We start from the raw sequence: 24,597 nt of genomic DNA, 5'->3' as shown, positions 1-24,597 counted from the left end.
TCAGCAGGCCGAGAGGCCGTGCAGCCGCGCGGCCGGGGTGCGTGCGACCTCGACGCCGAACACCATCTCCAACGCCGCTTCGAACTCGTCCAGGCGTCCCGCGGCCGCGAACTCGCGTGCCCGGACCGAGGGGGTGTGGGACAGGACGCCGGCGAGGTGACGCAACGCCGTCTCGGTGCGCGCGTCGGAGCCGTCGTCGCGGAGCTTGCCCAGCTCGGCGGCGAGCGCCGCCTGGATGTGGGAGCGGACGGCGACGATCGCCGGTGCCGCGTCGCGTTCCGCGGTGAAGGTCGCCACGGCGGAGCCGACCACTTCGTGGGCGCCCGCACCGAGCTCGGGAAGTGACGCGTGCCGCCCGATCAGCTCGAGGTCGAGCAGGTCGACGCCGTCGAGGTCGCCGACCGCGGGGTCGATGTTGCGGGGGAGGCCCAGGTCGACGAGCAGACGTCGCACGGAGTCGTCGACGACATCCTCGGGGGTGATGACATAGCGCGCGGTGCACGTGATGACCAATCGGGCCGCGCGGATGGCCTCGCGCAGGTCGCTCTCTGCGTGCACCCCGTACCGTGCCGCGAAGCGCTGAGCGCGACCGGTGGCGGAATAGACCCGAACATCGGTGGCGCCGCGGGCCTGGAGTGCGGCGATCGTGGTCGCGGCGTAGCTTCCGGTGCCAACGAGGAGGACCGGGACATCCGACCAGTCGGAGATCCGGCTCTCGGCCAGATCCAGGGCGAGACGGGCCAGCGACCGGCCGGCCGCCCCCATATCGGCTTTCGCGCGGACCTCGCGTGTCGCGTGGGCGGCGCGCTGGAAGGCCTGCTCGAGGGCGGGGCTGGTGGTGCCCGCGGTGCGTGCATCGCGGAGGGCGCGCTGGACCTGTCCGGTGATCTCCTCTTCGCCCACGACCATCGACTCCAGGCCGGAGCTGACCGAGAAGAGGTGCTGCACGACGGCGTCGCCGGTGAACGCCTCTGCGCTGTCGCGCACGAGGGCGGCGTCGGTGCCGATCGACCGGGCCAGGGCGTCCAGGACGGCCTCGCGCGCGAGCGCGCCGGGTGCGGCGAGCGGCTCGTCCAGCTCCAGGTACGCCTCGAAGCGATTGCAGGTGGACAACACGACGGCGCCGCGCACGAAGGGGTGCGCGGCGACGAGATCGGCGCCAGTGGTCTCGCTCACACGCGAGATGCGGTCGAGGACGTCGAACTCGGTGTTGCGGTGGCTGGCCGTCAGACAGAACAGCACCGCACCATCGTAACCTCCGATCCGGACACCGCGCGCGAGGACGTACCCTGGAGGGGTGTCATCCGCCGTATCGTCCCTGCCCTCCGGGCATCCGCTGACGGACGGGGGAACAGACCGGTCCGCGATGGTCCGCGCCGCCCGCGGCGACCGTCCGGAGACCACGCCCGTGTGGTTCATGCGACAGGCCGGCAGGTCCCTGCCCGAGTACCGCGCGACCCGCGCCGGCGTCGACATGTTGGAGGCCTGTCTGCGGCCGGACCTCGCGGCGGAGATCACGCTTCAGCCGGTACGCCGACACGCGGTCGACGCGGCGGTGTTCTTCAGCGACATCGTCACGCCCGTGCTGCTCGCCGGCGTCGACGTGACGATCGTCCCGGGGCGAGGTCCGGTGCTGGCCGAACCGGTGCGTACCGCCTCCGACGTGCTCGCCCTGCGCCCGCTCGACCCGGCCGCGCTCCAACCGATCCGCGAAGCGGTCGCTCTGGTGGTCGCCGAACTCCACGAGACCCCGCTCGTCGGCTTCGGCGGGGCCCCGTACACGCTCGCGAGCTACCTCGTCGAGGGGGGACCGAGCAAGGAGCAGCTGCGCACGCGGGCGCTCATGAAGACCGACCCCCACACGTGGGCGTCGTTGCTGAACTGGTGCGCCGACGTGACCGGTGCGTTCATCCGCGCCCAGGTGGAAGCGGGCGCGAGCGTGGTCCAGCTGTTCGACTCGTGGGCCGGCTCGCTCTCGCGCGCCGACTACCAGCGTCGAGTCGCGCCCCACACCCGGCGGGCCTTCGACGCGCTCCGCGGGCTGGAGGTGCCGAAGATCCACTTCGGGCTCGGACTGTCGGAGGTGCTCGATCTCGTCCCTGCCCTGGGAGCCGATGTCATCGGTGTCGATTGGCGTCTGCCGCTCGATGTCGCCGCGAGCCGCGTCGGAAGGCCCATGCCGCTCCAGGGCAACATCGATCCCGCCCTCCTCACCGCCCCCTGGCCGGTCCTGGCCGCCCATATCGACGACGTCCTCACCCGTGGCGCCGACCTGCCCGGCCACATCCTCAACCTCGGCCACGGGGTACCGCCCGAGACCGATCCGACCGTCCTGACTCGAATCGTGGAGTACGTGCATGACCGCTGAGACCCCCCACCCGTCCGCCGCCGCGACCGAGCGTGTCGAGCAGACCCACTACGGTCTGTGGGCGGTGTTCCGCCGAGACCCGCACCCGGCCGAGACCACGAGCGACGCGCTCCCGGCCGCGGATGTCGCGCGCTCCATCGACTCCGTGCGGGCCGTCTACGACGTGTCGGGCTTGCGCGCGGACGCCGACGTGCTGGTGTGGCTGACCGGCCACACCGCCGAGGGGCTGCAGGCCGACCTGCGCGCCCTGCGTCGTTCCCGGGAATTCGCCCCGCTGCTGCCGACGTGGAACGCGATGGGCGTGCACCGCGACGCCGAGTTCACCCGTGACCACTCGCCGGCCTTCTCCCGGGGCCTGCCGCCGAAGGAATGGGTCACCGTCTACCCGTTCGTGCGCAGCTACGACTGGTACCTGCTCCCCGCCGAGGAGCGGGGCGCGATGCTGGGCGAGCACGGCCGGATGGGGCGGGACTTCCCCCAGGTGCAGAGCAACACCGTCGCATCGTTCGCGCTCGGCGACTACGAGTGGCTGTTGGCGCTCGAAGCCGATGACGTCATCGACCTCGTCGACCTCATGCGCTACCTCCGCAAGACCGAAGCGCGTCGACACGTGCGCGAAGAGGTGCCGTTCTTCACCGGGCGGCGCATCGACGTGGCCGACGTGGCCGACGTGGTCTCCTGACCGCCATGGCATTGCGGATCGGGACGCGCGCAAGCGCCCTCGCGATGACACAGGCCGGCACGGTCGCCGACATGCTGGGCGCCGAGCTGGTGCCGATCGTCTCCGAGGGGGACACCTCGACCGCCTCGCTGGCGTCGCTCGGCGGGACCGGGGTGTTCGCGAAGGCGTTGCGCGATGCGCTGTCGCAGGGCGAGGTGGATGCGGTCGTGCACTCCTACAAGGACCTGCCGACCGCGCCCGAGCCGGGGCTCGTGATCGCGGCGGTACCACCCCGCGCGGACGCCCGTGACGCCCTGTGCGCCCGCGACGGGATGACCCTCGACGATCTTCCCGACGGTGCCCGCGTGGGTACCGGGTCCCCGCGCCGCCGTGCGCAGTTGTCCCGGTACCGACCCGACTTGGAGCTCGTCGACATCCGGGGGAACATCGACACGCGGCTGGGGCGGGTCGGACACGAGGATCCCGAGCGGACCCTCGACGCCGTCGTTCTGGCCGCTGCGGGCCTGGCCCGCATCGGCAGGTCCGACGCCGCCACGGAGCTGTTCGACCTCGACCGATGGCCCACCGCCCCGGCCCAGGGTGCGCTCGCCGTCGAGGTCCGCGAGGGCGACGAGCACCTCGTCCAGCACATCGACCACCACGCCACCCGTGCGTGCGCCGACGCCGAGCGCGGGGTGCTCGCTCGGTTGGAGGCGGGGTGCGCGGCACCGATCGCGGCCATGGCGTTCGTCGACGACGGCCTGTTGTTCCTGACGGCGCGCGTCTACCGGGCCGACGGCGGCGAGATGATCGACAGCTCCCGCGCGATGCCGCTCGAGCCGGCGGCACCGACGGAGTTGGCCACCCTCGTGGGGATCGACCTCATCGAACGCGGCGCCGCGCGCATCGCCCCCCTGGATCCGTCTGCCCCCGCGGGACCCGCGACCCCGTCGCGAAGGAGAACACCGTGACCGGACCCCGCATCCGTCCCCGCCGACTGCGCGCGACACCCGCCTGGCGCCGTCTCCACCGCGAGACCCGGCCGGAGGCCTCCCGGCTTGTGTTGCCGATGTTCATCGCCGAAGGCGCATCCGAGGCGCGTCCGATCGCGTCGATGCCCGGCGTCGTGCAACATTCGACAGACAGCTTCCGCGCCGCGCTACACCGCGCGGCGGAGGCGGGTATCGGCGGGGTCATGCTGTTCGGCGTGCCCGAGCACAAGGACGCCCTCGGCAGCGGCGCGACCGACCCGCAGGGCATCCTCAACGTCGCCACCCGGATCGCGATCTCGGAGGTGGGCGACCAGCTGGTGGTGCAGACCGACCTGTGCCTGGACGAATTCACCGACCACGGCCACTGCGGGGTGCTGGATGCGCGGGGAACGGTCGACAACGACGCGAGCCTCGAACGATACCGCGACATGGCGCTCGTGCAGGCGGAGGCCGGATCCCACCTGCTGGGACTTTCGGGCATGATGGACGGCCAGGTCGCGGCGCTCCGTGACGGTCTGGATGCGGCGGGCCGCGCGGATGTGGCGTTGCTGGCGTACTCCGCCAAATACGCCTCGGCGTTCTACGGGCCGTTCCGCGACGCCGTGCAGTCCTCGCTCCAGGGCGACCGACGCAGCTACCAGCTCGACCCCGCGAATCGGCGGGAGGGCGCTCGGGAGGTGGACCTGGATGTCGCCGAGGGCGCCGATGTGGTGATGGTCAAACCGGCGATGACCTACCTCGACGTGCTCGCCGATGCCGCCGCCGTCTCGCCGGTCCCGGTGTGGGCGTACCAGGTCAGCGGCGAGTACGCGATGATCGAGGCCGCCGCCGCGCACGGGTGGATCGACCGGGAACGCGCGATCGACGAGTCCCTCACCTCGATCGTGCGCGCCGGCGCCGATGCGGTGCTCACCTACGCCGCGGTCGAGGCCGCCGAACGCTGGAAGGACGCATGACCCCCACCGCAGCCTCCCTGACCAACGAGACCGCCGCGGCCCGCGCGCGGGCCGTCATCCCCGGAGGTGTCAACTCTCCCGTGCGCGCCTTCGGGTCGGTCGGCGGCACGCCCTTGTCGATCGTCGCGGCCGAGGGTGCCACGGTCACCGACGTGACCGGACGCGAATACGTCGACCTCGTGGCCTCATGGGGACCGGCCTTGCTCGGCCACGCGCACCCCCGCGTGGTCGAAGCCGTGCGGGAGGCCGCGACGCGCGGACTGTCGTTCGGCGCGTCGACACCCGGCGAGACCGAGCTCGCCGAGCTCGTCGCCGACCGCCTCGACCTCCACGGTGTGCGGGGCCTCGAGCGACTGCGTCTGGTGTCGACCGGGACCGAGGCGACCATGACGGCGATCCGTCTTGCACGCGGCGCCACCGGGCGCGATGTCATCATCAAGTTCGCCGGGCACTATCACGGCCATTCCGACGGACTCCTGGCCGAGTCGGGCTCGGGCGTGGCGACCCTCGGGCTGCCCGGTTCGGCGGGTGTGCCCGCACCCGTCGCCGGCCTCACCCTCGTGTTGCCCTACAACGATCGCGACGCGGTCCGGGACGCGTTCGCCGCGCATCCCGGACGCATCGCCGCGATCATCGCGGAGGGCGCGGGGGCCAACGCGGGCGTCCTGGCACCGGAAGCGGGGTTCAACGACTTCCTCGTACGGACCGCGCGCGAGAACGGGGCGTTGTTCATCCTCGACGAGGTCCTCACCGGGTTTCGCGTCCACCCGGCCGGTTGGTGGGGACTGGAACGGGAGCGCGGTGCACGCTATGTGCCCGATCTCTACACCTTCGGGAAGGTGATCGGCGGGGGCATGCCCCTCGCCGGGCTCGGGGGGCGGGCGGAACTCATGGAGATGCTGGCGCCGCTCGGGCCCGTCTACCAGGCGGGGACGCTGAGCGGAAACCCGCTCGCGGTGGCTGCGGGCATCGAGACCCTCCGTCTCTCCGACGCCGCCGTCTACGCGCACGTCGACTCCGCCTCCGCGCGCGTGGCCTCCGCGCTGACCGAGGCGCTCGCCGCCGCGGGTGTCGCCCATACGCTGTCCTTCGCCGGCAGCCTGTTCTCCGTGGCGTTCCGCGACGCACCCGTCCGCGACTACGCGGACGCGAAGGATCAGGACGCGTGGCGCTACGGCCCGTTCTTCCACGCGATGCTCCAGCACGGCGTGTCCCTGCCGCCGAGCGTCTTCGAGGCGTGGTTCCTCACGGCCGCGCACGACGACGCCGCGCTCTCACGCATCGAGGAGGCTCTGCCGTACGCGGCGCGCGCCGCGGCCTCGGCCACCGCACCCTGACCCGGTCCGAGTCCCGGTCAGATCCAGCCGGGTAGCCAATTGTGAAGGCGCCAGAACTCGTACGGCACGGTCGTGGCGGTCTGGATCGGGTACCAGAAAGCGGTCAGCACGACCACCGCGATCAGGAACACCAGGACGAGCCGTTGGCCACCGGCACGGCGGACGGGATCGAACGAGGTCGAGCCGGAGACGTCCCGGAGCGCGAAGGTCAGCGCCAAGACGACGAACGGCAGCATCACCACCGTGTAGAACTGGAAGATGGTGCGCTCGGGGTACAGCAGCCACGGCACGTAGGTCGCCGCGAGCCCGGTCAACACGAGCCCCGTCTGCCACCGTGGCCGCATCGCGAAACGGTAGACCAGCCACACGACGGCGGCCATCCCCGCCCACCAGATGAGCGGGTTGTTGAGGCTGTAGATGTTGTCCACGCACGTCACGCCGCCGCACTCGGCGCTCTCGTAGTACATCGAGGTGGGGCGTGCCAGCAGCGGCCACTGCCACGCCGGACTGGCGTAGCCGTGCTCGCTGGTCAGGCCGACGTGGAAGTCGTAGATCGCCTTGTGGAACAGCCACAGCGCCCGAAGGGGCGTGGGCACCCATCCCCACGGTCCCGGATCCGCCGCCCCCAGGTCACGGCCCCACCCGCCGCCGGTGAGCAGCCAGCCCAGCCAGGAGGACACATAGACCACAGCGGCGACCGGCACCAGCAGCAGGAAGGAGACCGGCCCCTGCCGCAGGGCCGCGTCGGCGAGCCAAGAGGAGATCCCCGCGCGGCGCCGCGCCCACGCGTCGGCGACGACGAGGTACAAGCCGAGCGCCGCGAGCACATACAGCCCGGACCACTTGACGGCCACCGCGCATCCGGCTGCGGCCCCGGCGGCGATGACCCACGGTCGGTTCCACAGCACCGGGCCCCACACGTGCGGGGGTCGGCGTGAGGCGGCCATGGCGGCGACGCGTGCGGCATGACCACGCGTGTCGAGCGCGATGAACCACGCCGCAAGGAGGACGAAGAACGCCAGGAACGTGTCCAGGAGCGACACCCGGCTCATCACGATCGCCTGCCCGTCGACGGCGAGCAACAAGCCCGCGACGGTCGCGAACGCCACCGACCGGGTGAGTGTCCGGGCGAACAGGTAGAGCACGAGCACCATGCCGGTGCCGAACAGCGCGACCGCGATACGCCAGCCGGTCGAGGATTCGACGCCGAACAGGGCCATGCCCGCGCCGATGAAGAACTTCCCCAGCGGGGGATGGACCGAGAAGCTGCCGTCGGGGAGGAAGGTGTCGACCGCGCCGTCGGCGAAGCCGGTGTCGGCGCCGTCCGGCCACTGGGCGGTGTAGCCGAGGAGCCACTGACTCCATGCGTCCTTGACGTAGTAGGTCTCGTCGAACACGAGCGTCGCCGGATGGCCCAGGTTCCACAGCCGCAGGACACCGGCGATCAGCGTGACCAGGACCGCCGCGAGCACACCCCCGCGCCGGTTGCGCGTCGGGTCGGCGCGCAACCGCATGGTCGCCCGGTCGTACCACGTCGGGGTCGGAGCGCCCCCGGGGAGAGGCCCCTCGGACGCGGGGGCCGGTCCGTTCCACGCCGGACCCGCCCCGAGCGGAACGGACGGCTCGGGGTTCGACACATCGTCCAGCCTATGCTGGGGCGGTGATCATCCTCGCCGCGACCCCCATCGGTAACCTCGCCGACGCGTCGACGCGACTCGTCGAGGCGCTCGAGGAGGCGCAGACGATCGCCGCCGAGGACACCAGGACGACCCAACGCCTCCTCGCGGCGCTCGGGATCACCAACCGGCCGCGCGTGATCGCACTGCACGACCACAACGAGAAGGACCGTGCCGACGACGTCGTCGAGATCGCGCGCCATGGCGACGTGTTGTTGCTCAGTGACGCGGGAATGCCCACCGTCAGCGACCCCGGGTACGGCGTCGTGGCCGCCGCCGCCGCGGCCGGCGTCACGGTGACCGCGATCCCCGGTCCGAGCGCGGTCGTCACCGCGCTCGCCGTGTCGGGCCTGCCGACCGACCGTTTCACGTTCGAGGGGTTCGTGCCGCGCAAACCCGGTGAGCGCGCGCGGATGCTGGCGGCGTTGGACGCCGAACCCCGCACGATGGTCTTCTTCGAGTCCCCGTCACGGACGGCGACGACACTGCACGCGATGGTCGAGGCGTTCGGGCCCGACCGACGTGTGGCCGTGTGCCGGGAACTGACGAAACTCCACGAGCAGGTCGTACGGGGAAGCCTCTCCGAGGTCGCGTCGTGGGCCGACGACGGGGTGCGCGGCGAAGTCGTCCTCGTCCTCGCCGGCGCCCACCGGCGCGCGTCCCCCTTCGCGGAGGCGGTCACCCAGGTCGGCGCCCTCGTGGCGGAAGGGGTCCGCCTCAAGGATGCCGCCGGCGAGGTCGCCGAGGCGACCGGCCACTCCCGCCGCGACCTCTACCAGGCCGCGCTCGCCGCCCGGAAATGACCCCGGGGCGGCATCCGTCACACGGGGGCGGGGCGGTGCGGCGGGGAACTAGAATTCTCGGGTGACTTCCGGCCGATCCTTCTACATCACGACGCCGATCTACTATCCGAGCGATGTGCCGCACATCGGCCACGGCTACACGACCGTCGCCGTGGACACCCTTGCGCGGTGGCACCGCCAGGCCGGTGACGACACCTGGATGCTCACCGGTACCGACGAGCACGGTCAGAAGATGATGCGTGCCGCCGCGGCGAACGGGGCCACCCCGCAGGAGTGGGTCGACCGGCTCGTCAGCGAGTCGTGGTTCCCGCTGCTGGAAACCCTGGACGTGGCCAACGACGACTTCATCCGCACCACGCAGGAGCGACACGAAGAACGGGTGAAGGCGTTCGTGCAGGCGATCTATGATCGCGGCTACATCTACGCGGGCGAGTTCGAGGCGCTTTACTGCGTGGGCTGCGAGGAGTTCAAGACCGAGGCGGAGATCCTCCCGGGAACCGGCGAGTTCGAGGGGTTGAAGGTCTGTGCGATCCACTCGAAACCCCTCGAGCTGCTGCAGGAGAAGAACTACTTCTTCAAACTGAGCGAGTTCCAGGATCGACTCCTGGAGCTGTACGCGTCAGAACCCGACTTCATCCGACCCGAGTCGGCGCGCAACGAGGTCGTCTCGTTCGTGCGCAGTGGGTTGAAAGACCTGTCGATCTCCCGCTCGACTTTCGACTGGGGCATCGAGGTGCCGTGGGATGACAGTCACGTCATCTACGTGTGGGTGGATGCGCTGCTGAACTACGCCACGGCGGTCGGGTACGGCACCGACCCCGAACAGTTCGCCCGCCGCTGGCCGGCGTACCACGTCGTGGGCAAGGACATCCTCCGCTTCCACGCCGTGATCTGGCCGGCCATGCTCATGGCCGCCGGTCTGGAGGTCCCGCGCGGTGTGTTCGCGCACGGCTGGCTCCTGGTCGGCGGGGAGAAGATGTCCAAGTCGAAGCTGACCGGCATCGCGCCGAGCGAGATCACGGACGTGTTCGGCTCCGACGCGTACCGGTTCTACTTCCTGTCGGCGATCGCCTTCGGGCAGGACGGCTCGTTCTCGTGGGAGGACCTGTCGGCGCGCTACCAGGCGGAGTTGGCCAACGGGTTCGGCAACCTCGCCTCGCGCACGGTCGCGATGATCGGGAAATACTTCGACGGCGTCGTGCCGATGCCGGGGACGTACACCGACGCGGACCGGGCCGTCCAGACCGTGGTCGCTGACGCGGCCACCGCCGCGGACGCGGCGATGGAGCGGTTCCGCATCGACGAGGCGATCGAGCGCATCTGGACGATCGTCGACGAACTCAACGGGTACATCACCGTGAACGAGCCCTGGGCTCTGGCCAAGGACGAAGCGAATCGCGAACGCCTGGCGACGGTGCTCTACACGGTCGCCGAGGGTCTGCGCGCGCTCACGGTCCTGCTGTCGCCGGTGATGCCGGCCGCCACCGGGATCCTCTGGAAGGCGCTCGGCGCCGAGGCGGCCCTGGGGGCACTCACCTCCCAGCCGATCCGCGGCGCCGGCACATGGGGCGTGCTCGCGCCGGGTACCACGGTGAGCGCGCTGGCTCCGCTGTTCCCGCGCGTCGAGCAGAACTCGTGAGCGCCGACCCCAGCGCCTACGTGCGGACCCGGGAGAAGGGAGCGCGCGACACGCGCTATCCGGAGGCGCCCGAGCCGCTCGCCGTCGCGGTGTACGACAACCATGCGCACTTGGAGATCGAGGACGGTGACGACCCGCTGAGCCTCACCGACCAGCTCGACCGCGCCGCCGAGGTCGGGGTGGTCGGGGTCGTCCAGGCGGGGGGCGACATCGAATCCAGCCGGTGGTCGGCATGGGCGGCCTCCTCCGACACGCGCGTGCTCGCGGCCGTGGCCATCCACCCGAACGAGGCGCCGCTCTACCAGGAGGCGGGTCGACTGGACGAGGCGATCGCCGTCATCGACGAACTCGCCGCGCAACCGCGCGTGCGGGCGATCGGGGAGACCGGGCTCGACTTCTTCCGGACCGACCAGCCCGGGGTGCCCGCGCAGTACGCGTCCTTCGAAGCCCACATCGCGCTGGCGAAGAAGCACGACATCGCCATGCAGATCCATGATCGAGACGCGCACGACGCCGTGCTCGACACGCTCCTTCGTGTCGGTGCGCCCGAGCGGACCGTGTTCCACTGCTTCTCCGGTGACGAGGAGATGGCGACCGTCGCGGGGGAGCGCGGATACTGGTTGTCCTTCGCCGGCAACGTCACGTTCAAGAACGCGCAGAACCTCCGCGATGCGCTCGCCGTGACCCCGCTCGAGCGCATCCTCGTGGAGACCGATGCGCCCTTCCTCACGCCGACGCCGTATCGCGGGCGCCCGAACGCCCCGTACCTGATCCCCGTCACGGTCCGTTTCATGGCGGCCGAGCTGGGACTCGATGTGGACGAGCTCTGTGCGCAGCTGGCCCGGAACACCCTCGAGGTCTACGGCCCCTTCTGAACCGGCGCGAGCCCGCGCCGCGAACGGTCGGTGTCAGCTCTTGGGCTTCTTCGCGAACAGCGTCTCGGTCTGCTCCAACTCCATGCCTTTGGTCTCGGGGATCTTCCACGCGACGTAGAAGAAGGACAACGCGGCGAACGTGGCATACATGCCGTAGGTGAGCGGAAGCGACCAGGTCGACATCACCGGGAAGCTCACCGTGATGAGGAAGTTGGCGATCCATTGCGCGCCGGCGGCGACACCGAGCGCCTTGCCGCGGATACGACTCGGGAAGATCTCGCCCAGGAGCACCCACACCAGCGGGCCCCACGATGCGCCGAATCCGATCACGAACAGGTTGGCGGCCACGAGCGCGATCGGCCCCCACGGATCGGGCAACGACACGTCGTCGCCGGATCCGGTGGCGAACGCGAACGACACGGCCATCGCCGCGAGCGACACCGTCATGAGTACCGAGCCGGTCAACAGAATCGGTTTGCGCCCGATACGGTCCACCAGGACGATCGCGATGATCGTGACCAGGACGTTGGTGACCGACGTGATCACGCTGATCATCAGCGAGTTCTGCTCCGTGAACCCGACGGCCCGCCACAGGGTCGTCGAGTAGTAGAAGATCACGTTGATGCCGACGAACTGTTGGAACACCGACAGGATGATGCCGATCCACACGATCCCCTGGAGCCCGAGGACCGGTCCGCGCAACGAGACGCCCGAGTTCTTCCGGTCGGCCTGGATCTTCTTCTCGAGCTCGTTGACCGTGATCTCGAGGTCATCCGGCGGCATGAGGCGGGAGAAGATCTCCTTCGCCTCGTCCTTTCGGCCCTTCGCGATCAGGTACCGCGGCGATTCGGGCATGGTCAGAGCCAGCAACCCGTAGACCAGAGCCGGAATCGCCTCGACCAGGAGCATCCATCGCCATGCGTCCAGCCCGAACCACATCGGTTCGTTCGCACCGCCGGCGATGCTGGCCAGGAGCGCGTCCGAGAGGAGGGCCGCGAAGATACCGAGGGTGATCGCGAGCTGTTGCAGCGAGCCGAGCGTTCCGCGGATCTGTCGCGGCGCGACTTCGGCGATGTAGGCGGGGGCGACCACCGAGGCGATGCCGATGCCGATACCGCCGATGAGGCGCCAGAAGGTGAGGTCCCAGACCCCGAAGGCGAGCCCCGAGCCGAACGCGCTGGTGAAGAACATGATCGCGCCGATGAGCATGACCTTCAGGCGACCGAAGCGGTCGCTCAGGGTGCCGGCGAGGATGGCGCCGAATGCGCAGCCCAGCAAGGCGATGGCCACGACGAAGCCGGTGACCACATCGTTCAGCGCGAAGTCGGACTCGATGGAATCGACGGCGCCGTTGATCACCGAGGAGTCGAAGCCGAAGAGGAAGCCGCCTACGGCCGCGGCGATGGACAGCGCGATCGCGCGCCGCCCGTAGGAGCTGCTCAGCGAGAACCCCGCCGTGGGGGTGGAATCGGATGACATCACATCCGTCACCCTAGACCCGCGTGCGGCGCCCCCGCACGCGTCCTCCGGGGGCTTGACTACAGTGAGACGCATGCCCGTGCAGTTGCTCGGCGCGGGACAGATCCGCGCCCTCGCCGCCGAGCTCGACGTCACACCGACGAAGAAGCTCGGTCAGAACTTCGTCGTCGACGCCAACACCGTGCGCAAGATCGTGCACGTCGCCGACGTGCGCGCGGGGGAGCGCGTGGTCGAGATCGGTCCCGGTCTGGGCTCGCTCACCCTCGCCATCCTCGAGGCCGGCGCCGAGGTGACCGCGGTCGAGATCGATCACCGCCTGGCCGGGCGCCTTCCGGAGACCGCCCGCGAGCACGGCGTCGCCGCCGGGGCACTGGAGGTGGTGTGCGCGGATGCGCTGCGGGTCTCCGCGTTGCCGGGCGAGCCGAGCGTCCTGGTCGCGAACCTGCCCTACAACGTGTCGGTGCCGGTGCTGCTGCACTTCCTCGAGACGTTCCCGCACCTGCAGCGTGGGGTGGTCATGGTCCAGGCGGAGGTCGGCGAGCGCCTTGCGGCCCCGCCCGGATCGAAGGTCTACGGTTCGCCGAGTGCGAAGGCGGCCTGGTACGGGCCGTGGCGCCTCGCGGGAACCGTGTCGCGGCAGGTGTTCTGGCCGGTCCCGAACGTCGACAGCGTGTTGGTCGCGTTCTCGCGCGACGGCGAACCACGTGGCACGGAGGAAGAACGTCTGCGCACCTTCGCCGTGATCGATGCGGCCTTCCGGCAGCGGCGGAAAATGCTCCGCCAGGCGCTCGCCGAGACGCTCGGGGGTACATCCGCGACGGCGTCGGCGGTGCTCGAAGCGGCAAAGGTGCCGGCCACGGCGCGCGGTGAGGAGCTTTCGATCGACGATTTCCAGCGCATCGCGCAGGTCGCGCTGCTCTGACGAACGGCGCCGGACAGGTGACGTTCGCGCAACATTCACCGTTCTCGCATCCGATGGCCGAAACATCCCGGTAACATTCCCCGCGACCCCGGCTCGACCTCGGGGTGGGAGATGAAGCGATGCACACCGCGGAACACCCGGCACCCGACCGGACCCTGCTCCACCTCAGCGACACGCACCTGCGCGCGCCGGGCGACCGTCTCTTCGGCGCGATCGACGGAGCAGAGCGGATGACGCGCACGCTGGAGAAGATCATCGCGTCCGGGGTGCGCCCGGACGCCCTGGTGTTCACGGGCGATCTCGCCGACCTGGGGGAACCGGACGCCTACACGCGACTGCGCGATCTCGTCGAACCGGCCGCCGCCGCGCTCGGTGCCCGCGTCCTGTGGGTCATGGGAAACCACGACGACCGTGCCGAATTCCGCGCGCGGTTGCTGGATGACCTTCGCGGCGACACGACGCCGTTCGACCGGGTCGACGAACTGGACGGACTGCGGATCGTGACTCTCGACAGCACGGTCCCCGGGCAGCACCACGGCGAGGTGTCGGAGGCGCAACGACAGTGGTTGCGTGAGGTGCTCGCCGAGCCCGCCCCGCTGGGGACGGTGCTCGCGATGCACCACCCGCCCGTCCCCGCCGTGCTCGAACTGGCCGCGACCGTGGAGCTGCGTGACCAGCGACGGCTCGCCGAGGTGGTGCGTGGCACGGACGTGCGCGCCATCATCGCCGGCCATCTGCACTACTCGACGTTCGCCACGTTCGCGGGCGTCCCGGTGTCGGTGGCGTCCTCGACCTGTTATGCGCAGGACCTGACCGTCCCGGTCGGCGGCACCCGGCCGCAGGATGGCGCGCAGTCCTACAATCTGGTGCACGTCTACGACGAGACGGTCGTGCACGCGGTGGTCCCGGTGGACGCGCCGCAGGTTCTGGAGTACATCGACCCGGAGGAGTCGCGACGCCGGCTTGACGACGCGGGGGTCCGCCCTTTCAGCTCGCCGTCGCGCGGGTCGGCTCCGGCGCGCGGTGATGCCCTGACCCGGCGGTGACTTCACGTCGCTCCCACGGCGCCGGGATGGGGAACATCCCCTCCAGCGTCGCGCGGACCGTCTCGGCCCGGACCTCTTCCGGAACCTCGACTTCGCCGCCGTCATTCAGACAGAACATGTCCACTTCGTCGTGGCCGGCGAGGCGCTCCATGCGCCGCAGCCCGCTGAGCATGGTCGTCTGCACATAGCGTGTGCGTGGTCGGGTGGTCGGCACCGCGCGCCCCGTCATGAGGGCGTAGTAATGGTAGAGGCTGTTGGTCACCGAGATGTCCGTGGCCGACCGGAACCTCGAACCGGCCGTCCGGGCGAACTCCTCGGGGAAGGTCGCCTCGAGTTCGGCCATCACGCTGCGCCGCAACGGGGTCGCGCAGTGCTCGAGGTCGCGTGTGATCGTGCGGCCGAATCGCGCGCGCAGGAGTGCGCGGTTCACGCGCAGGCCGTTGTCGTGGCCGCTGCGGTCGGCGTTCGGCCCACCCGCCCCGATCCGCACTCCGCACTCCACGAACTTCGTCACGCCGGCCGGAGTGAAGAACATCTCCGGGTGCACCCGACGTCCGAAGAACATGTCGTCGTTCGAATAGAGGAAGTGCTCGGCCAGCCCGGGGATGCGGTGCAGCTGCGCCTCGACCGCGTGAGAGTTGTGCGTGGGCAATGTCGAGGGGTCGGCGAAGAACTCCTCGCTGCGCACGATGGTGACCTTCGGGTGCTCCCGCAGCCAGGAGGGCGCGGGGGAGTCCGTCGCGATGAAGATGCGGCGCACCCACGGGGCGTACATGTGGACGCTGCGCAACGCGTACCGGAGTTCGTCGACGTGCCGATACCGCGCCGGACCGTCGTCGCCGGCGCCGACGACGTAGCCGGCCATGCGCGCGGCGCGTTGCCGTTGGAAGTCGGTCGATGAGCCGTCGACCCACGAGAAGACGATGTCGACGTCGCCGGTGAACTCGTCGGGCTGCGGGTCGAACATCCCCTCCCACGTGCGCCAGGTTCGGCCCTCCCGCTCGACGGTGGACTCCACGAGGTCACCGGCCGGGGTGTGGCATCGGGAGAAGACATTGTCCGACGGCGCCTCGACGAGGTCGTCACCGAAGCGCCAGAACTGCACCCGCACACCCGTCGCGGCTCCGTAGCGCAACCCGCCGGTGCGGGTGATGCGCGGGCGGTGCACCCGGACGGTGGTCGGGGTGTCGGGCACGACGGGCGCGTCGACGGCGAGCACCGCTCGGCCGCGCTTGGGTTTGATGTGGACCGGCTCGTCGGCGCACGCATCGACGAGGGCGCGGTGGGCGGCCTCGCGATCGTCGAGGTCGACGACCAGCGCGGGCGTATGGCGATCGTGGCGGATGAGACGGACGCCGATACCCGCCGCTTCGAACAGGCCGGCCACGTAGATCAGGTCGCTCGTGCGCGCCTGGTCGGGGGTGAGCGAATCGTGCAGCAGGTGGAGGAGCCCTCGGTCGACGACGACGTCGTCGCGTCGCAGCAGCGCCGACCAGGGGTGCCGCTCGAGCGGCAGGGATGATACGACGTTCATGGTGCTTCCTTCTGACGGGGGCAGGGGCGCTCTCGCCGCCGGTGGCGCAACCCTACGAGGAAACTATTACAGCACTGTTTCCCGCGTGTTTGCGGGGATCTCGCGGATTGCCCGATCCGCGAGACAAATCACTTCGTCGCGACAAGCGGCCCACGTCGCCGCGGGCGCGCTAGCCTCGTTCCATGAGCGACCAGCCACGCTTTCGAGACGACGTCCCCGACCTGCACCGACCGTTCGCGGCGGCCTCCGAAAGGTACGACGGCGGACACTTCCGGCAGGTGGGCGGGTCCGGACTCCACCTCCCCGCGATCTCCCTCGGCCTGTGGTGGAACTTCGGCGACAACATCCCGCTCGACCGTCAGCGGGAGCTGCTGCGTCACGCCTTCGACCGGGGCATCACCCACTTCGACCTCGCCAACAACTACGGTCCGCCGTACGGGTCGGCCGAGAAGAACTTCGGACGGATCTTCGCCGAGGACTTCCGGCCGTACCGGGACGAACTGATCATCTCGTCGAAGGCCGGCTGGGACATGTGGCCGGGGCCCTACGGCGACTTCGGCTCGCGCAAGTACATCCTTGCCAGCGCCGAACAGTCGCTGCGGCGCATGGGGCTGGAATACGTCGACATCTTCTACTCCCACCGTGCCGACCCGCTGACCCCGGTCGCCGAGACCGTGGCCGCGCTGGACACCCTCGTCCGCCAGGGCAAGGCGCTGTACGTGGGCATCTCGTCGTACAGCGCCGAGCGCACCGCGGAGGCCGCAGCCGTGGCGCGTTCCCTGGGTACCCCGCTGGTGATCCATCAGCCGTCGTACTCGATGCTCAACCGTTGGGTCGAGGACGGGCTGACCCGCACCCTGACCGAAGAGGGCATGGGCGCGATCGCCTTCACCCCCCTCGCGCAGGGTCTGTTGACGGACAAGTACCTCGGCGACGGGCGGGCCGAGCGTGCACAGCAGCGTTCGTCGCTGCCGGCGCGGGGATTGTCGGAGTCCGGAGTCGTCACGCTGCGAGGTCTCGATGTCGTGGCCAAGGAACGAGGACAGACCCTGGCTCAGATGGCCCTGCAGTGGGTCCTGCGCGACCGGGTCGTCGCCTCCGCCCTGATCGGGGCATCACGGACCTCACAACTCGACGAGAACCTCGCGGCGCTCGACGGGCCGGCCTTCACGATGGAGGAGCTCGAGCGCATCGACTCCCTCGCGGGCGGCATCGAGGTCGACCTCTGGGCGGACTCGGCGAAGCTGTGACCGTCATGGCCGTCTCCGATCGCGTGCACGTGCGCGCACCGGGAAAGCTGAACCTCTTCTTCGAGGTCGGCCGCGCCCAGGACGACGGCTACCACGACGTCGCATCGGCGTATCAGGCGGTCTCGCTGTGGGAGGACGTCTATGCCCGACCGGCCGACGGCTTCTCCGTCGGGGTCAGCGGTTCGGTGGACCTGTCCGGAGTGCCCTCCGACGATCGCAACCTCGCGCTGCGGGCCGCCCGAATGGTCGCCCAGCGGTTGGGCCACGACGGCGGAGTGCATCTCGAGATCGTCAAGCAGGTCCCCGTCGCCGGCGGCATGGGTGGCGGCTCGGCCGACGCCGCCGCCGCGCTCGTCGCGTGCGACATGCTGTGGGGCGGCGAGCTCGGATCGTCGGAGCTGCAGCGCCTCGCCGGCCGGCTGGGGGCGGATGTGCCCTTCGCGTTGATGGGGGGCACGGCGGTGGGCACCGGGCGCGGCGACCAGTTGAGTCCGGCGTTGGCGAAGGGTCGCTTCGACTGGGTGGTCGTGACCGCGGAGGAGGGGCTGTCGACCCCGGACGTCTACGGGCGCCTCGACGAGCTTCGGCGTCGCCCCGACATCCGGCCGGCGGCCGCGTCGCCCGACGTGGATCCGGCGGTGCTCCACGCCCTGCGGGCCGGCAACGCCGTCGCGCTCGCGCAGCACGCACGAAACGACCTCCAGGTCGCCGCCCTCAGCCTCCGCCCGGACCTGCGTGACCTCCTCGAATCGGGCGAACAGGCCGGTGCGCTGGCCGGATTGGTCTCCGGCTCCGGACCGACCGTGGCCTTCCTCGCGGAGGGGCCGGAGGCGGCGCTGGATCTGCAGGTGACCCTCTCGGCGTCCGGGCATGCCGCCCTCCACGTCCACGGCCCGGTCCACGGCGCCCGCGTCGTGTGACGGTCCTTACCGTACGCGGACGTGTCGCGCAATCTTGTCGGCATCCCGCCCCGACGTCGCCGCCAGCCGCTACGGTGGGGGACACGCCCCTCCGGGAGGAATCATGAAGGCACGACTGAACGGCGTGGTGATCGCCGAAGCCGAGGAGAGCGACCTCGTCCGCATCGAGGGCAATTGGTACTGGCCGCCTGTGAGCGTGGCCGACGGAGTGCTCTCACCCAGCCCGACCGCCTACACGTGTCCGTGGAAGGGGCCCGCGCGCTATCACCATGTGACCGCCGCGGGGGAGACCCTCCACGACGGGGCGTGGGCCTACCCCGACCTGCGCCCCGGCGCCGTCGAGCGCGTCGGCACCGACTTCGCCGGATACATCGCCTTCGACCGGAGCATCGAGATCTCCTGACGCCGACGTCGGCCGCGTTCGCGGTCGTACCCCGGCTCACCGGCACGCACGACGCGCGCGACGCGACCGACGACAGAGAGCGACGATGGCCGAGACCACTCCCGCCGCATCCGGCGACGTACCCGGCGGAATCCACTTCCGCGACGTCACCAAGGTCTTCCCCGACGGCACACGCGCCGTGGGGGAGTTCACCTTGCACATCCCCCCACACCGGACGACCGTCCTGGTGGGGTCGTCGGGCTCGGGCAAGACCACGCTGTTGCGCATGATCAACCGCATGGTCGAGCCGTCCTCCGGCGCGATCACGATCGACGGCGAAGACATCGCCGAACGCGACCCGGTAGCCCTCCGGCGCAGCATCGGCTATGTCATGCAGAACTCGGGCCTGCTGCCGCATTTCACCGTCCTGGACAACATCACCACCGTCCCGGTCCTGCGCGGGACATCCCGCCGTGACGCCCGGTCCCGCGCACTCGAGCTCATGGACACCGTCGGGCTGGACCGGGCGATGGCCAAGCGGTACCCCAGTCAGCTCTCGGGCGGGCAGCAGCAGCGTGTCGGCGTCGCCCGAGGCCTGGCCGCCGATCCGAACATCCTGCTCATGGACGAGCCCTTCGGCGCGGTCGATCCGATCGTCCGCGCCGAGCTGCAGGAGGAGCTGCTGCGACTGCAGCGTGAGATCGGCAAGACCATCGTGTTCGTCACCCACGACATCGACGAGGCCTTCCTCCTCGGCGACCAGGTCGTCATCCTCGAAAAGGGTGCCGAGGTCGCGCAGATCGGCACGCCGAACGAGATCACCGAGAATCCCGCCGCCGCGTTCGTGGAGAGTTTCATCGGCGCCGACAAGGGCAAGCGCGCCCTCCACCTCAAGCACACCGACCACGGCACCGTCGTCGTCGACGGCGACGGTCGCGCCCAGGGCTCGCTCGTCGAGGGGGGCGGATGACGTGACCTGGGTCCTCGACAACCTCGACCTCATCGCCGAACTGACCCTCATCCACCTGCGGCAGAGCATCATTCCGATCCTGCTGGGGTTCGTGTTGTCCGTCCCACTCGGGTGGGTCGCGTGGCGCTACAAGCTCGTGCGTAGCAGCATCATCACCATCACCGGTCTGCTCTACACGATCCCGTCGCTCGCCCTGCTCATCCTGCTCCCCTCGCTGTTCGGCTACAACCTCTTCAGCGACACGAACCTCATCGTCGCCCTGACCATCTATGCGATCGCGTTGCTCGTGCGATCGGTCGCCGACGGACTCGACTCGGTGGACCCCGGGGTTCGGCAGGCCTCGACCGCGGTCGGGTACGGGGCGTTCCGGCGTTTCTTCGCCGTCGAGCTCCCGCTGGCCGGACCTGTCATCCTCTCGGGACTCCGGGTCGCCGCGGTCAGCACGATCTCGCTCGCGACGGTGGGGATCCTGGTGGGGGTGACCAACCTCGGCTACCTCTTCACGAACGGCTATCAGCGCGAGATCATCGCGGAGATCTTCGCCGGCGTGGTCGCGGTGATGATCATCGCCCTCGTCGTCGACGGACTCCTGGTGCTCGCCGGCCGCGCGCTGATGCCCTGGGTGCGGACCGGGTCGGGTGAGCGCGCGGTGCGGGTGGGCGTGCAGGAGGCGGCCGCATGAACCTCTTCGTCGATGCCATCGCATGGATCTTCTCCGGTGAGCCCGGGGCGGGCCTGGCGCCGATCGGCGTCGCGATCCTGGAGCACCTCTGGTTCACGTTCTTCTCGGTCGCCGTCGCGGCCGCCGTGGCGATCCCCATCGGATGGCTGATCGGCCACACCGGCAAGGGGCGCGAGGTCGCGGTGACCGTTTCGGGGGCGGCGCGCGCGATCCCGTCGTTCGGACTCATCCTGCTGCTCGTCCTCGTGTTCGGTGTGCTGCACAAGGCGGAGGCGGCGATCGCCTCGTTCGTGATCCTCGCCATCCCCTCGGTACTGGCGGGCGCCTACGCCGGCCTCGAAGCGGTCGACCGGAGGGTGATCGACGCCGGTCGCGCGACGGGCATGACCGGGTGGCAGATCCTCGGCAAGATCGAAGCGCCGCTGGGACTGCCGCTTCTGGTCGCGGGTCTGCGTGCCGGAACCCTCCAGGTGGTGGCGACCGTCACCATCGCGGCGTACATCGGCCTCGGCGGACTCGGGCAGTACATCATCACGGGCATCGCGTTGCGGCGCATCGAGATGGTGCTCGGGGGTGCCCTGCTGGTCGCGGCGCTCGCACTCATCCTCGACGGGATGTTCGCCCTGGTGCAGCACGCCGTCGTCCCGCGCGGCATCAAAGTCGCCTCCGGCGCTCGCGCAGCACGCCGGAAGCGCGCGGCCCCGGCCGCGTGAGGCACCCGCGCCGCTCCGCAACCCGACATCCGTTCCCACCACCGCAGGCACATCTTCACCACAGCAGAAGGAGACAGCAATGTTCACAGCACGCAGGTCCACTCTCGCGGCAGGGGCCGCTCTGACGGCGTCGGCCGCCCTGGTTCTGGCGGGTTGCTCGTCGAGCGACCCGCTCGACGACAGCGCAGACGCGGGCGGCGACACCACCGAATCCAGCACGATCGTCGTCGGCTCGCAGGCCTACTACTCGAACGAGATCATCGCGGAGATCTACGCGCAGGCACTCGAGGACGCCGGCTTCGACGTGGAGCGACAGTTCAGCATCGGCCAGCGCGACGCCTACATCCCCGCCCTGGAGGACGGCTCGGTCGACCTGTTCCCGGAGTACTCGGGGAACCTGCTGCAGTTCTTCGACCCCGAGACCGAGGCGCGCACGGCCGAGGACGTCTACGCCGCGTTGCCGGATGCCCTCCCGGAGACGCTGACCGTGCTCGACCAGTCCAGTGCGAGCGATCAGGACTCCTACACGGTCACGGCCGCCTTCGCCGAGGCGAACGGGCTGACGACCATCGCCGACCTCGCGGGTGTCGACGAGACGCTCACCCTGGGCGGCCCGCCCGAGCTCGCCGAGCGTCCCTACGGTCCCGAAGGCCTCGAGGAGACGTACGGCGTCACGGTGGAGTTCTCCGCCACCGGTGACACGACCGTGCAGGACCTCGTCGCCGGCACCGTGAACGTCGCGAACGTCTACACCGCCGACCCGCGTATCCAGACCCAGGATCTCGTCGTTCTGGAGGATCCCGAGGGCCTGTTCCTGGCGTCGAACGTTGTCCCGGTGGTCAACGTCGAGATCGCCGACGAGATCGCCGAGACGATCGACGCCGTCAGCGCCGCCCTCACCCCCCAGGCGCTCGTGGCCATGAACGTGCAGAGCACCGAGGATCAGATGTCCGCGTCCGACATCGCCGCCCAGTGGCTCTCGGAGAACGGCCTCAGCTGACCCGCACGACATCAAGGGGCCCCACCGTCACGGACGGCGGGGCCCCTTCGTCGTCTGCTCCTGCGCCGAGCCGCCCCGATCTTGCCTCGGTGTGAAAGGGGTGGCTCGGTGGGGCAGATCAGCGGAGGAAGGCGCTCCAGAAGCCCTTCTTCGCGGGCGTCTCGTGACCGGCGCACCGCTGGGCGCGGGGGACGCCGGCGAGCGCTTGCTCGACGTGCTGGCCGCAGCCGGCCCAGGTTGCTTTGCCGCAGGTCTTGCAGGTGACTTGTCTACACATGTCGTGCTCCTTTCCGGAGGTTCGGGGTCAGGCGAGCGTGAGGAAGAGTTTCTCGAGCTCGTCGACGGTCAGGCCCTCGGTGGCTTCGGCGCCGTCGGGGTCGACGACGCAGTCGCGCATCGCGGTGGACACGATCGCGAAGCCCGCCCGGTCCAGCGCGCTCGTGACGGCGGCCAGCTGGGTGACGACGTCGCGGCAACTGGCGTCGGATTCGACCGCGGTGATGACCGCGTTGAGCTGACCCTGTGCGCGCCGCAGACGGTTCACGATCTTCTTGCGGGCCGCGGCCTGCTCTTCGGCGGTACCGGTGATCATCATGCGAGGACTCCTTCGGTGACAAGGACGCGGTCGACGTCGGCGCCGAACCACTGTCGGAGGGTGCGGGTCCCGCCCGACAACGACGTGGAGTCGAAGCCGTGGGCGACGAGTACGCGGTGGGCGATGTTGGAGCGCACACCCGCCGCGCACAGCACGCGCACGGGCCGTCCGGCGGCCGCCTCGCGGACCTCGTCGATGCGCTCGCGCAACTCGGTGTGAGGGATGTTGAGGGCGCCGGGCAGATGACCGGTGGCGAACTCCGCGGGCGAGCGCACGTCGAGCACCAGCGCGTCGGCGCCGTCGGTGGCGTCCGCGGCGTGCCACAGACGGAGGCGGCCGTTGACGAGATTCTCGGCGACCATGCCCAGCATGTTCACGGCGTCCTTGGCCGAGCCGTAGGGCGGCGAGTAGCTCAGATCCAGGTCGATGAGATCCGGCGCGTGGAGTCCGCCGCGCATCGCGGTCGCGATGACGTCGATCCTCTTGTCGACGCCCTCGACGCCCGCAGCCTGGGCTCCGAGGATCCGCCCGTCGGTCGGGTCGATGTGGGCGAGCAGGTGTACCGGCGCTGCGCCGGGGAAGTAACCCGCGTGCTGGTTCGGGTGGAGATGGACCGTTTCGTACACGATCCCCGCATCGTCCAGGCTCCGTCGGTTCGCGCCGGTCATGGCGACGGTGAGGGCCCCGACGCGCACGATCGCGGTGCCGAGGGCCGGCGGGACCCGGCGGGCGGTGATGTCGCCGCCGAGGATGTCGTCGGCGATGAGTCGCCCGGCACGGTTGGCCGGGCCCGCCAGAGCGACCGGACGCGCGGCGCCGGTGACCGCGTCGACGCTGACGGTGGCGTCGCCGGCGGCCCACACATCGGGGAGGGAGGTCCGTCCGCGGTCGTCCACGATCATGGCCCCTCGCAGCGTTTCCACACCGGCCTCCGCGGCGAAGGCGGTGTCGGGGTGCACGCCCACGGAGAGCACGACGAGGTCTGCGGCGATGACCGTCCCGTCGGCGAGGTGGACGTGGTCGACCTCGCTCCCGGAGTCGATCGACTCCGCCGCGACGCCGGCGTGCATCGTGACGCCGAGCGCGGTGAGTTCGTCGTGGACGAGGGAGGCCAGCTCGCGTTCGAGCGGGGGGAGGGCGTGTGGGGCGAGTTCGACGACATCCACCGACAGGCCCGCTTCGCGCAGCGCCTCGGCGGCTTCGACGCCGATGAAGCCGGCGCCGAGCACCACCGCGCGGCGCGCCCCCGACGTGACCTGCTCGCGCAACGCGACGGCATCGCCGACGGTGCGGAGGGTGCGTACTCGCGCAGAGTCGAGGCCGGGTAGCGGCGGGCGCAGCGCGGCCGCGCCGGGCGTGAGGACGAGTGCGTCGTAGGTCATCTCGACCATGCCGTCCGGGGCGGCGGCGGTGATCGTCTTCGTCTCGGGGTCGATCCCGGTGACGTCGTGGTGGAGGCGCACGTCGAGATCGAGTGCGGCGCGGAGCGAGTCCGGCGTGTGCAGGAGCAGGTCGTCGGCCTCGGCGATCTCACCGCTCAGGTGGTAGGGCAGGCCGCAATTGGCGAAGGACACCTCCGAGCCGCGCTCGAGGACGATGATCTCGGCCGACTCGTCCAGGCGGCGGGCCCGCGCGGCCGCGCTCATGCCCGCGGCGACGCCTCCGACGACGATGATGCGCATGGTGCTCCTTTCGATACCCTGTGGGGTATGTGACACAGGCAACGCTAGCATACCCCAGGGGGTATCACGCGGATCGGTAGGAAGGGGTATGCCGAGGACCGCGTAGCCTGGAAGG

General features: G+C 70.3%; 24 protein-coding genes. 17 read left to right on the top strand and 7 right to left on the bottom strand.

The window, feature by feature from the left end; all coding sequences use genetic code 11:
- Entirely contained in the window at positions 1 to 1,242 is a 1,242-nt protein-coding gene (locus ABD204_RS14015; protein ID WP_194424307.1) for a glutamyl-tRNA reductase, read from the bottom strand.
- Between the two features lie 124 nt (positions 1,243 to 1,366).
- Between ABD204_RS14015 and hemE the strand changes: the two genes are divergently transcribed.
- Genes hemE through hemL form a run of 5 tightly spaced genes read left to right on the top strand, consistent with a single transcriptional unit; the run spans position 1,367 to position 6,314 of the window.
- The gene (hemE, locus tag ABD204_RS14010; RefSeq protein ID WP_194424974.1) at positions 1,367 to 2,368 is read left to right on the top strand and encodes a uroporphyrinogen decarboxylase; all 1,002 of its coding nucleotides are present in this window, start codon (positions 1,367 to 1,369) and stop codon (positions 2,366 to 2,368) included.
- On the top strand, positions 2,358 to 3,050 hold the full coding sequence (gene hemQ, locus ABD204_RS14005; protein ID WP_194424308.1) for a hydrogen peroxide-dependent heme synthase: 693 nt from the start codon (positions 2,358 to 2,360) through the stop codon (positions 3,048 to 3,050). The genes hemE and hemQ overlap by 11 nt, the downstream gene beginning before the upstream one ends.
- A gap of 5 nt (positions 3,051 to 3,055) precedes the next feature.
- The gene (gene hemC, locus ABD204_RS14000) at positions 3,056 to 4,000 is read left to right on the top strand and encodes a hydroxymethylbilane synthase (protein ID WP_194424309.1); all 945 of its coding nucleotides are present in this window, start codon (positions 3,056 to 3,058) and stop codon (positions 3,998 to 4,000) included.
- Positions 3,997 to 4,977, top strand: coding sequence for a porphobilinogen synthase (gene hemB, locus ABD204_RS13995; RefSeq protein ID WP_194424310.1), 981 nt, complete (start codon positions 3,997 to 3,999; stop codon positions 4,975 to 4,977). Before hemC ends, hemB begins: the two co-directional genes overlap by 4 nt.
- Entirely contained in the window at positions 4,974 to 6,314 is a 1,341-nt protein-coding gene (gene hemL / locus ABD204_RS13990; RefSeq protein WP_194424311.1) for a glutamate-1-semialdehyde 2,1-aminomutase, read from the top strand. The genes hemB and hemL overlap by 4 nt, the downstream gene beginning before the upstream one ends.
- Before the next feature lie 17 nt (positions 6,315 to 6,331).
- Here hemL and ABD204_RS13985 read toward each other — a convergent pair whose 3' ends face one another.
- A complete protein-coding gene (locus tag ABD204_RS13985; protein WP_322597573.1) occupies positions 6,332 to 7,951 on the bottom strand; it encodes a dolichyl-phosphate-mannose--protein mannosyltransferase in 1,620 nt (539 codons plus the stop codon).
- Positions 7,952 to 7,974: 23 nt separating this feature from the next.
- On the opposite strand from ABD204_RS13985, the gene rsmI reads away from it, so the two are divergent.
- The 3 genes from rsmI to ABD204_RS13970 all read left to right on the top strand — a co-directional run bounded on the left by rsmI (position 7,975) and on the right by ABD204_RS13970 (position 11,307).
- Positions 7,975 to 8,793, top strand: a complete 819-nt coding sequence (gene rsmI / locus ABD204_RS13980) for a 16S rRNA (cytidine(1402)-2'-O)-methyltransferase (RefSeq protein ID WP_194424312.1) — start codon at positions 7,975 to 7,977, stop codon at positions 8,791 to 8,793.
- A gap of 61 nt (positions 8,794 to 8,854) precedes the next feature.
- Positions 8,855 to 10,432: a methionine--tRNA ligase gene (gene metG, locus ABD204_RS13975; RefSeq protein WP_194424313.1), complete on the top strand. Its 1,578-nt coding sequence runs from the start codon at positions 8,855 to 8,857 to the stop codon at positions 10,430 to 10,432.
- Positions 10,429 to 11,307, top strand: a complete 879-nt coding sequence (locus ABD204_RS13970) for a TatD family hydrolase (RefSeq protein WP_322597574.1) — start codon at positions 10,429 to 10,431, stop codon at positions 11,305 to 11,307. The genes metG and ABD204_RS13970 overlap by 4 nt, the downstream gene beginning before the upstream one ends.
- A gap of 33 nt (positions 11,308 to 11,340) precedes the next feature.
- Here ABD204_RS13970 and ABD204_RS13965 read toward each other — a convergent pair whose 3' ends face one another.
- On the bottom strand, positions 11,341 to 12,786 hold the full coding sequence (locus tag ABD204_RS13965) for a sugar porter family MFS transporter (RefSeq protein ID WP_194424315.1): 1,446 nt from the start codon (positions 12,784 to 12,786) through the stop codon (positions 11,341 to 11,343).
- A gap of 73 nt (positions 12,787 to 12,859) precedes the next feature.
- Here ABD204_RS13965 and rsmA point away from each other — a divergent pair, with 73 nt between their 5' ends.
- Both rsmA and ABD204_RS13955 read left to right on the top strand, forming a co-directional pair.
- Complete coding sequence (rsmA, locus tag ABD204_RS13960; RefSeq protein ID WP_194424316.1) at positions 12,860 to 13,708, top strand: 16S rRNA (adenine(1518)-N(6)/adenine(1519)-N(6))-dimethyltransferase RsmA; 849 nt, start codon at positions 12,860 to 12,862, stop codon at positions 13,706 to 13,708.
- A 119-nt stretch (positions 13,709 to 13,827) separates the two neighbouring features.
- A complete protein-coding gene (locus tag ABD204_RS13955) occupies positions 13,828 to 14,754 on the top strand; it encodes a phosphodiesterase (RefSeq protein WP_194424317.1) in 927 nt (308 codons plus the stop codon).
- Here ABD204_RS13955 and ABD204_RS13950 read toward each other — a convergent pair.
- Entirely contained in the window at positions 14,696 to 16,288 is a 1,593-nt protein-coding gene (locus ABD204_RS13950; RefSeq protein ID WP_194424318.1) for a stealth family protein, read from the bottom strand. The two genes, ABD204_RS13955 and ABD204_RS13950, sit on opposite strands and share 59 nt — an antisense overlap.
- A 182-nt stretch (positions 16,289 to 16,470) precedes the next feature.
- Between ABD204_RS13950 and ABD204_RS13945 the strand changes: the two genes are divergently transcribed.
- From ABD204_RS13945 to ABD204_RS13915, 7 genes are all read left to right on the top strand, one after another.
- On the top strand, positions 16,471 to 17,538 hold the full coding sequence (locus ABD204_RS13945; protein WP_194424319.1) for an aldo/keto reductase: 1,068 nt from the start codon (positions 16,471 to 16,473) through the stop codon (positions 17,536 to 17,538).
- 5 nt (positions 17,539 to 17,543) lie between these two features.
- On the top strand, positions 17,544 to 18,458 hold the full coding sequence (locus ABD204_RS13940; RefSeq protein ID WP_194424320.1) for a 4-(cytidine 5'-diphospho)-2-C-methyl-D-erythritol kinase: 915 nt from the start codon (positions 17,544 to 17,546) through the stop codon (positions 18,456 to 18,458).
- Positions 18,459 to 18,561: 103 nt separating this feature from the next.
- The gene (locus tag ABD204_RS13935; protein ID WP_194424321.1) at positions 18,562 to 18,861 is read left to right on the top strand and encodes a DUF427 domain-containing protein; all 300 of its coding nucleotides are present in this window, start codon (positions 18,562 to 18,564) and stop codon (positions 18,859 to 18,861) included.
- An 85-nt stretch (positions 18,862 to 18,946) separates the two neighbouring features.
- Positions 18,947 to 19,810: an ABC transporter ATP-binding protein gene (locus ABD204_RS13930; RefSeq protein WP_194424322.1), complete on the top strand. Its 864-nt coding sequence runs from the start codon at positions 18,947 to 18,949 to the stop codon at positions 19,808 to 19,810.
- Between the two features lies 1 nt (position 19,811).
- On the top strand, positions 19,812 to 20,492 hold the full coding sequence (locus ABD204_RS13925) for an ABC transporter permease (protein WP_194424323.1): 681 nt from the start codon (positions 19,812 to 19,814) through the stop codon (positions 20,490 to 20,492).
- Positions 20,489 to 21,205 (top strand): ABC transporter permease, encoded by a 717-nt coding sequence (locus tag ABD204_RS13920; protein WP_194424324.1) that lies wholly within the window; start codon positions 20,489 to 20,491, stop codon positions 21,203 to 21,205. Before ABD204_RS13925 ends, ABD204_RS13920 begins: the two co-directional genes overlap by 4 nt.
- Before the next feature lie 79 nt (positions 21,206 to 21,284).
- A complete protein-coding gene (locus ABD204_RS13915; RefSeq protein ID WP_194424325.1) occupies positions 21,285 to 22,205 on the top strand; it encodes an ABC transporter substrate-binding protein in 921 nt (306 codons plus the stop codon).
- Between the two features lie 118 nt (positions 22,206 to 22,323).
- Here the strand turns inward: ABD204_RS13915 and ABD204_RS13910 are convergent, their stop codons facing one another.
- The 3 genes from ABD204_RS13910 to ABD204_RS13900 are packed head-to-tail and all read right to left on the bottom strand — an operon-like array spanning position 22,324 to position 24,482.
- Positions 22,324 to 22,482 carry a hypothetical protein gene (locus ABD204_RS13910; protein ID WP_194424326.1) on the bottom strand — a complete coding sequence of 53 codons (159 nt, stop codon included), beginning with the start codon at positions 22,480 to 22,482 and terminating at the stop codon, positions 22,324 to 22,326.
- Positions 22,483 to 22,509: 27 nt separating this feature from the next.
- Positions 22,510 to 22,800, bottom strand: coding sequence for a metal-sensitive transcriptional regulator (locus ABD204_RS13905; RefSeq protein ID WP_194424327.1), 291 nt, complete (start codon positions 22,798 to 22,800; stop codon positions 22,510 to 22,512).
- Complete coding sequence (locus ABD204_RS13900) at positions 22,797 to 24,482, bottom strand: FAD-dependent oxidoreductase (protein ID WP_194424328.1); 1,686 nt, start codon at positions 24,480 to 24,482, stop codon at positions 22,797 to 22,799. The genes ABD204_RS13905 and ABD204_RS13900 overlap by 4 nt, the downstream gene beginning before the upstream one ends.
- Positions 24,483 to 24,597: the final 115 nt, after the last annotated feature.

Source organism: Microbacterium aquimaris, assembly GCF_039531285.1.
Classification (GTDB): Bacteria; Actinomycetota; Actinomycetes; order Actinomycetales; family Microbacteriaceae; genus Microbacterium; species Microbacterium aquimaris.
Note: the sequence above shows the minus strand (reverse complement) of the source record. Positions and strands in the feature narration are given on the sequence as shown.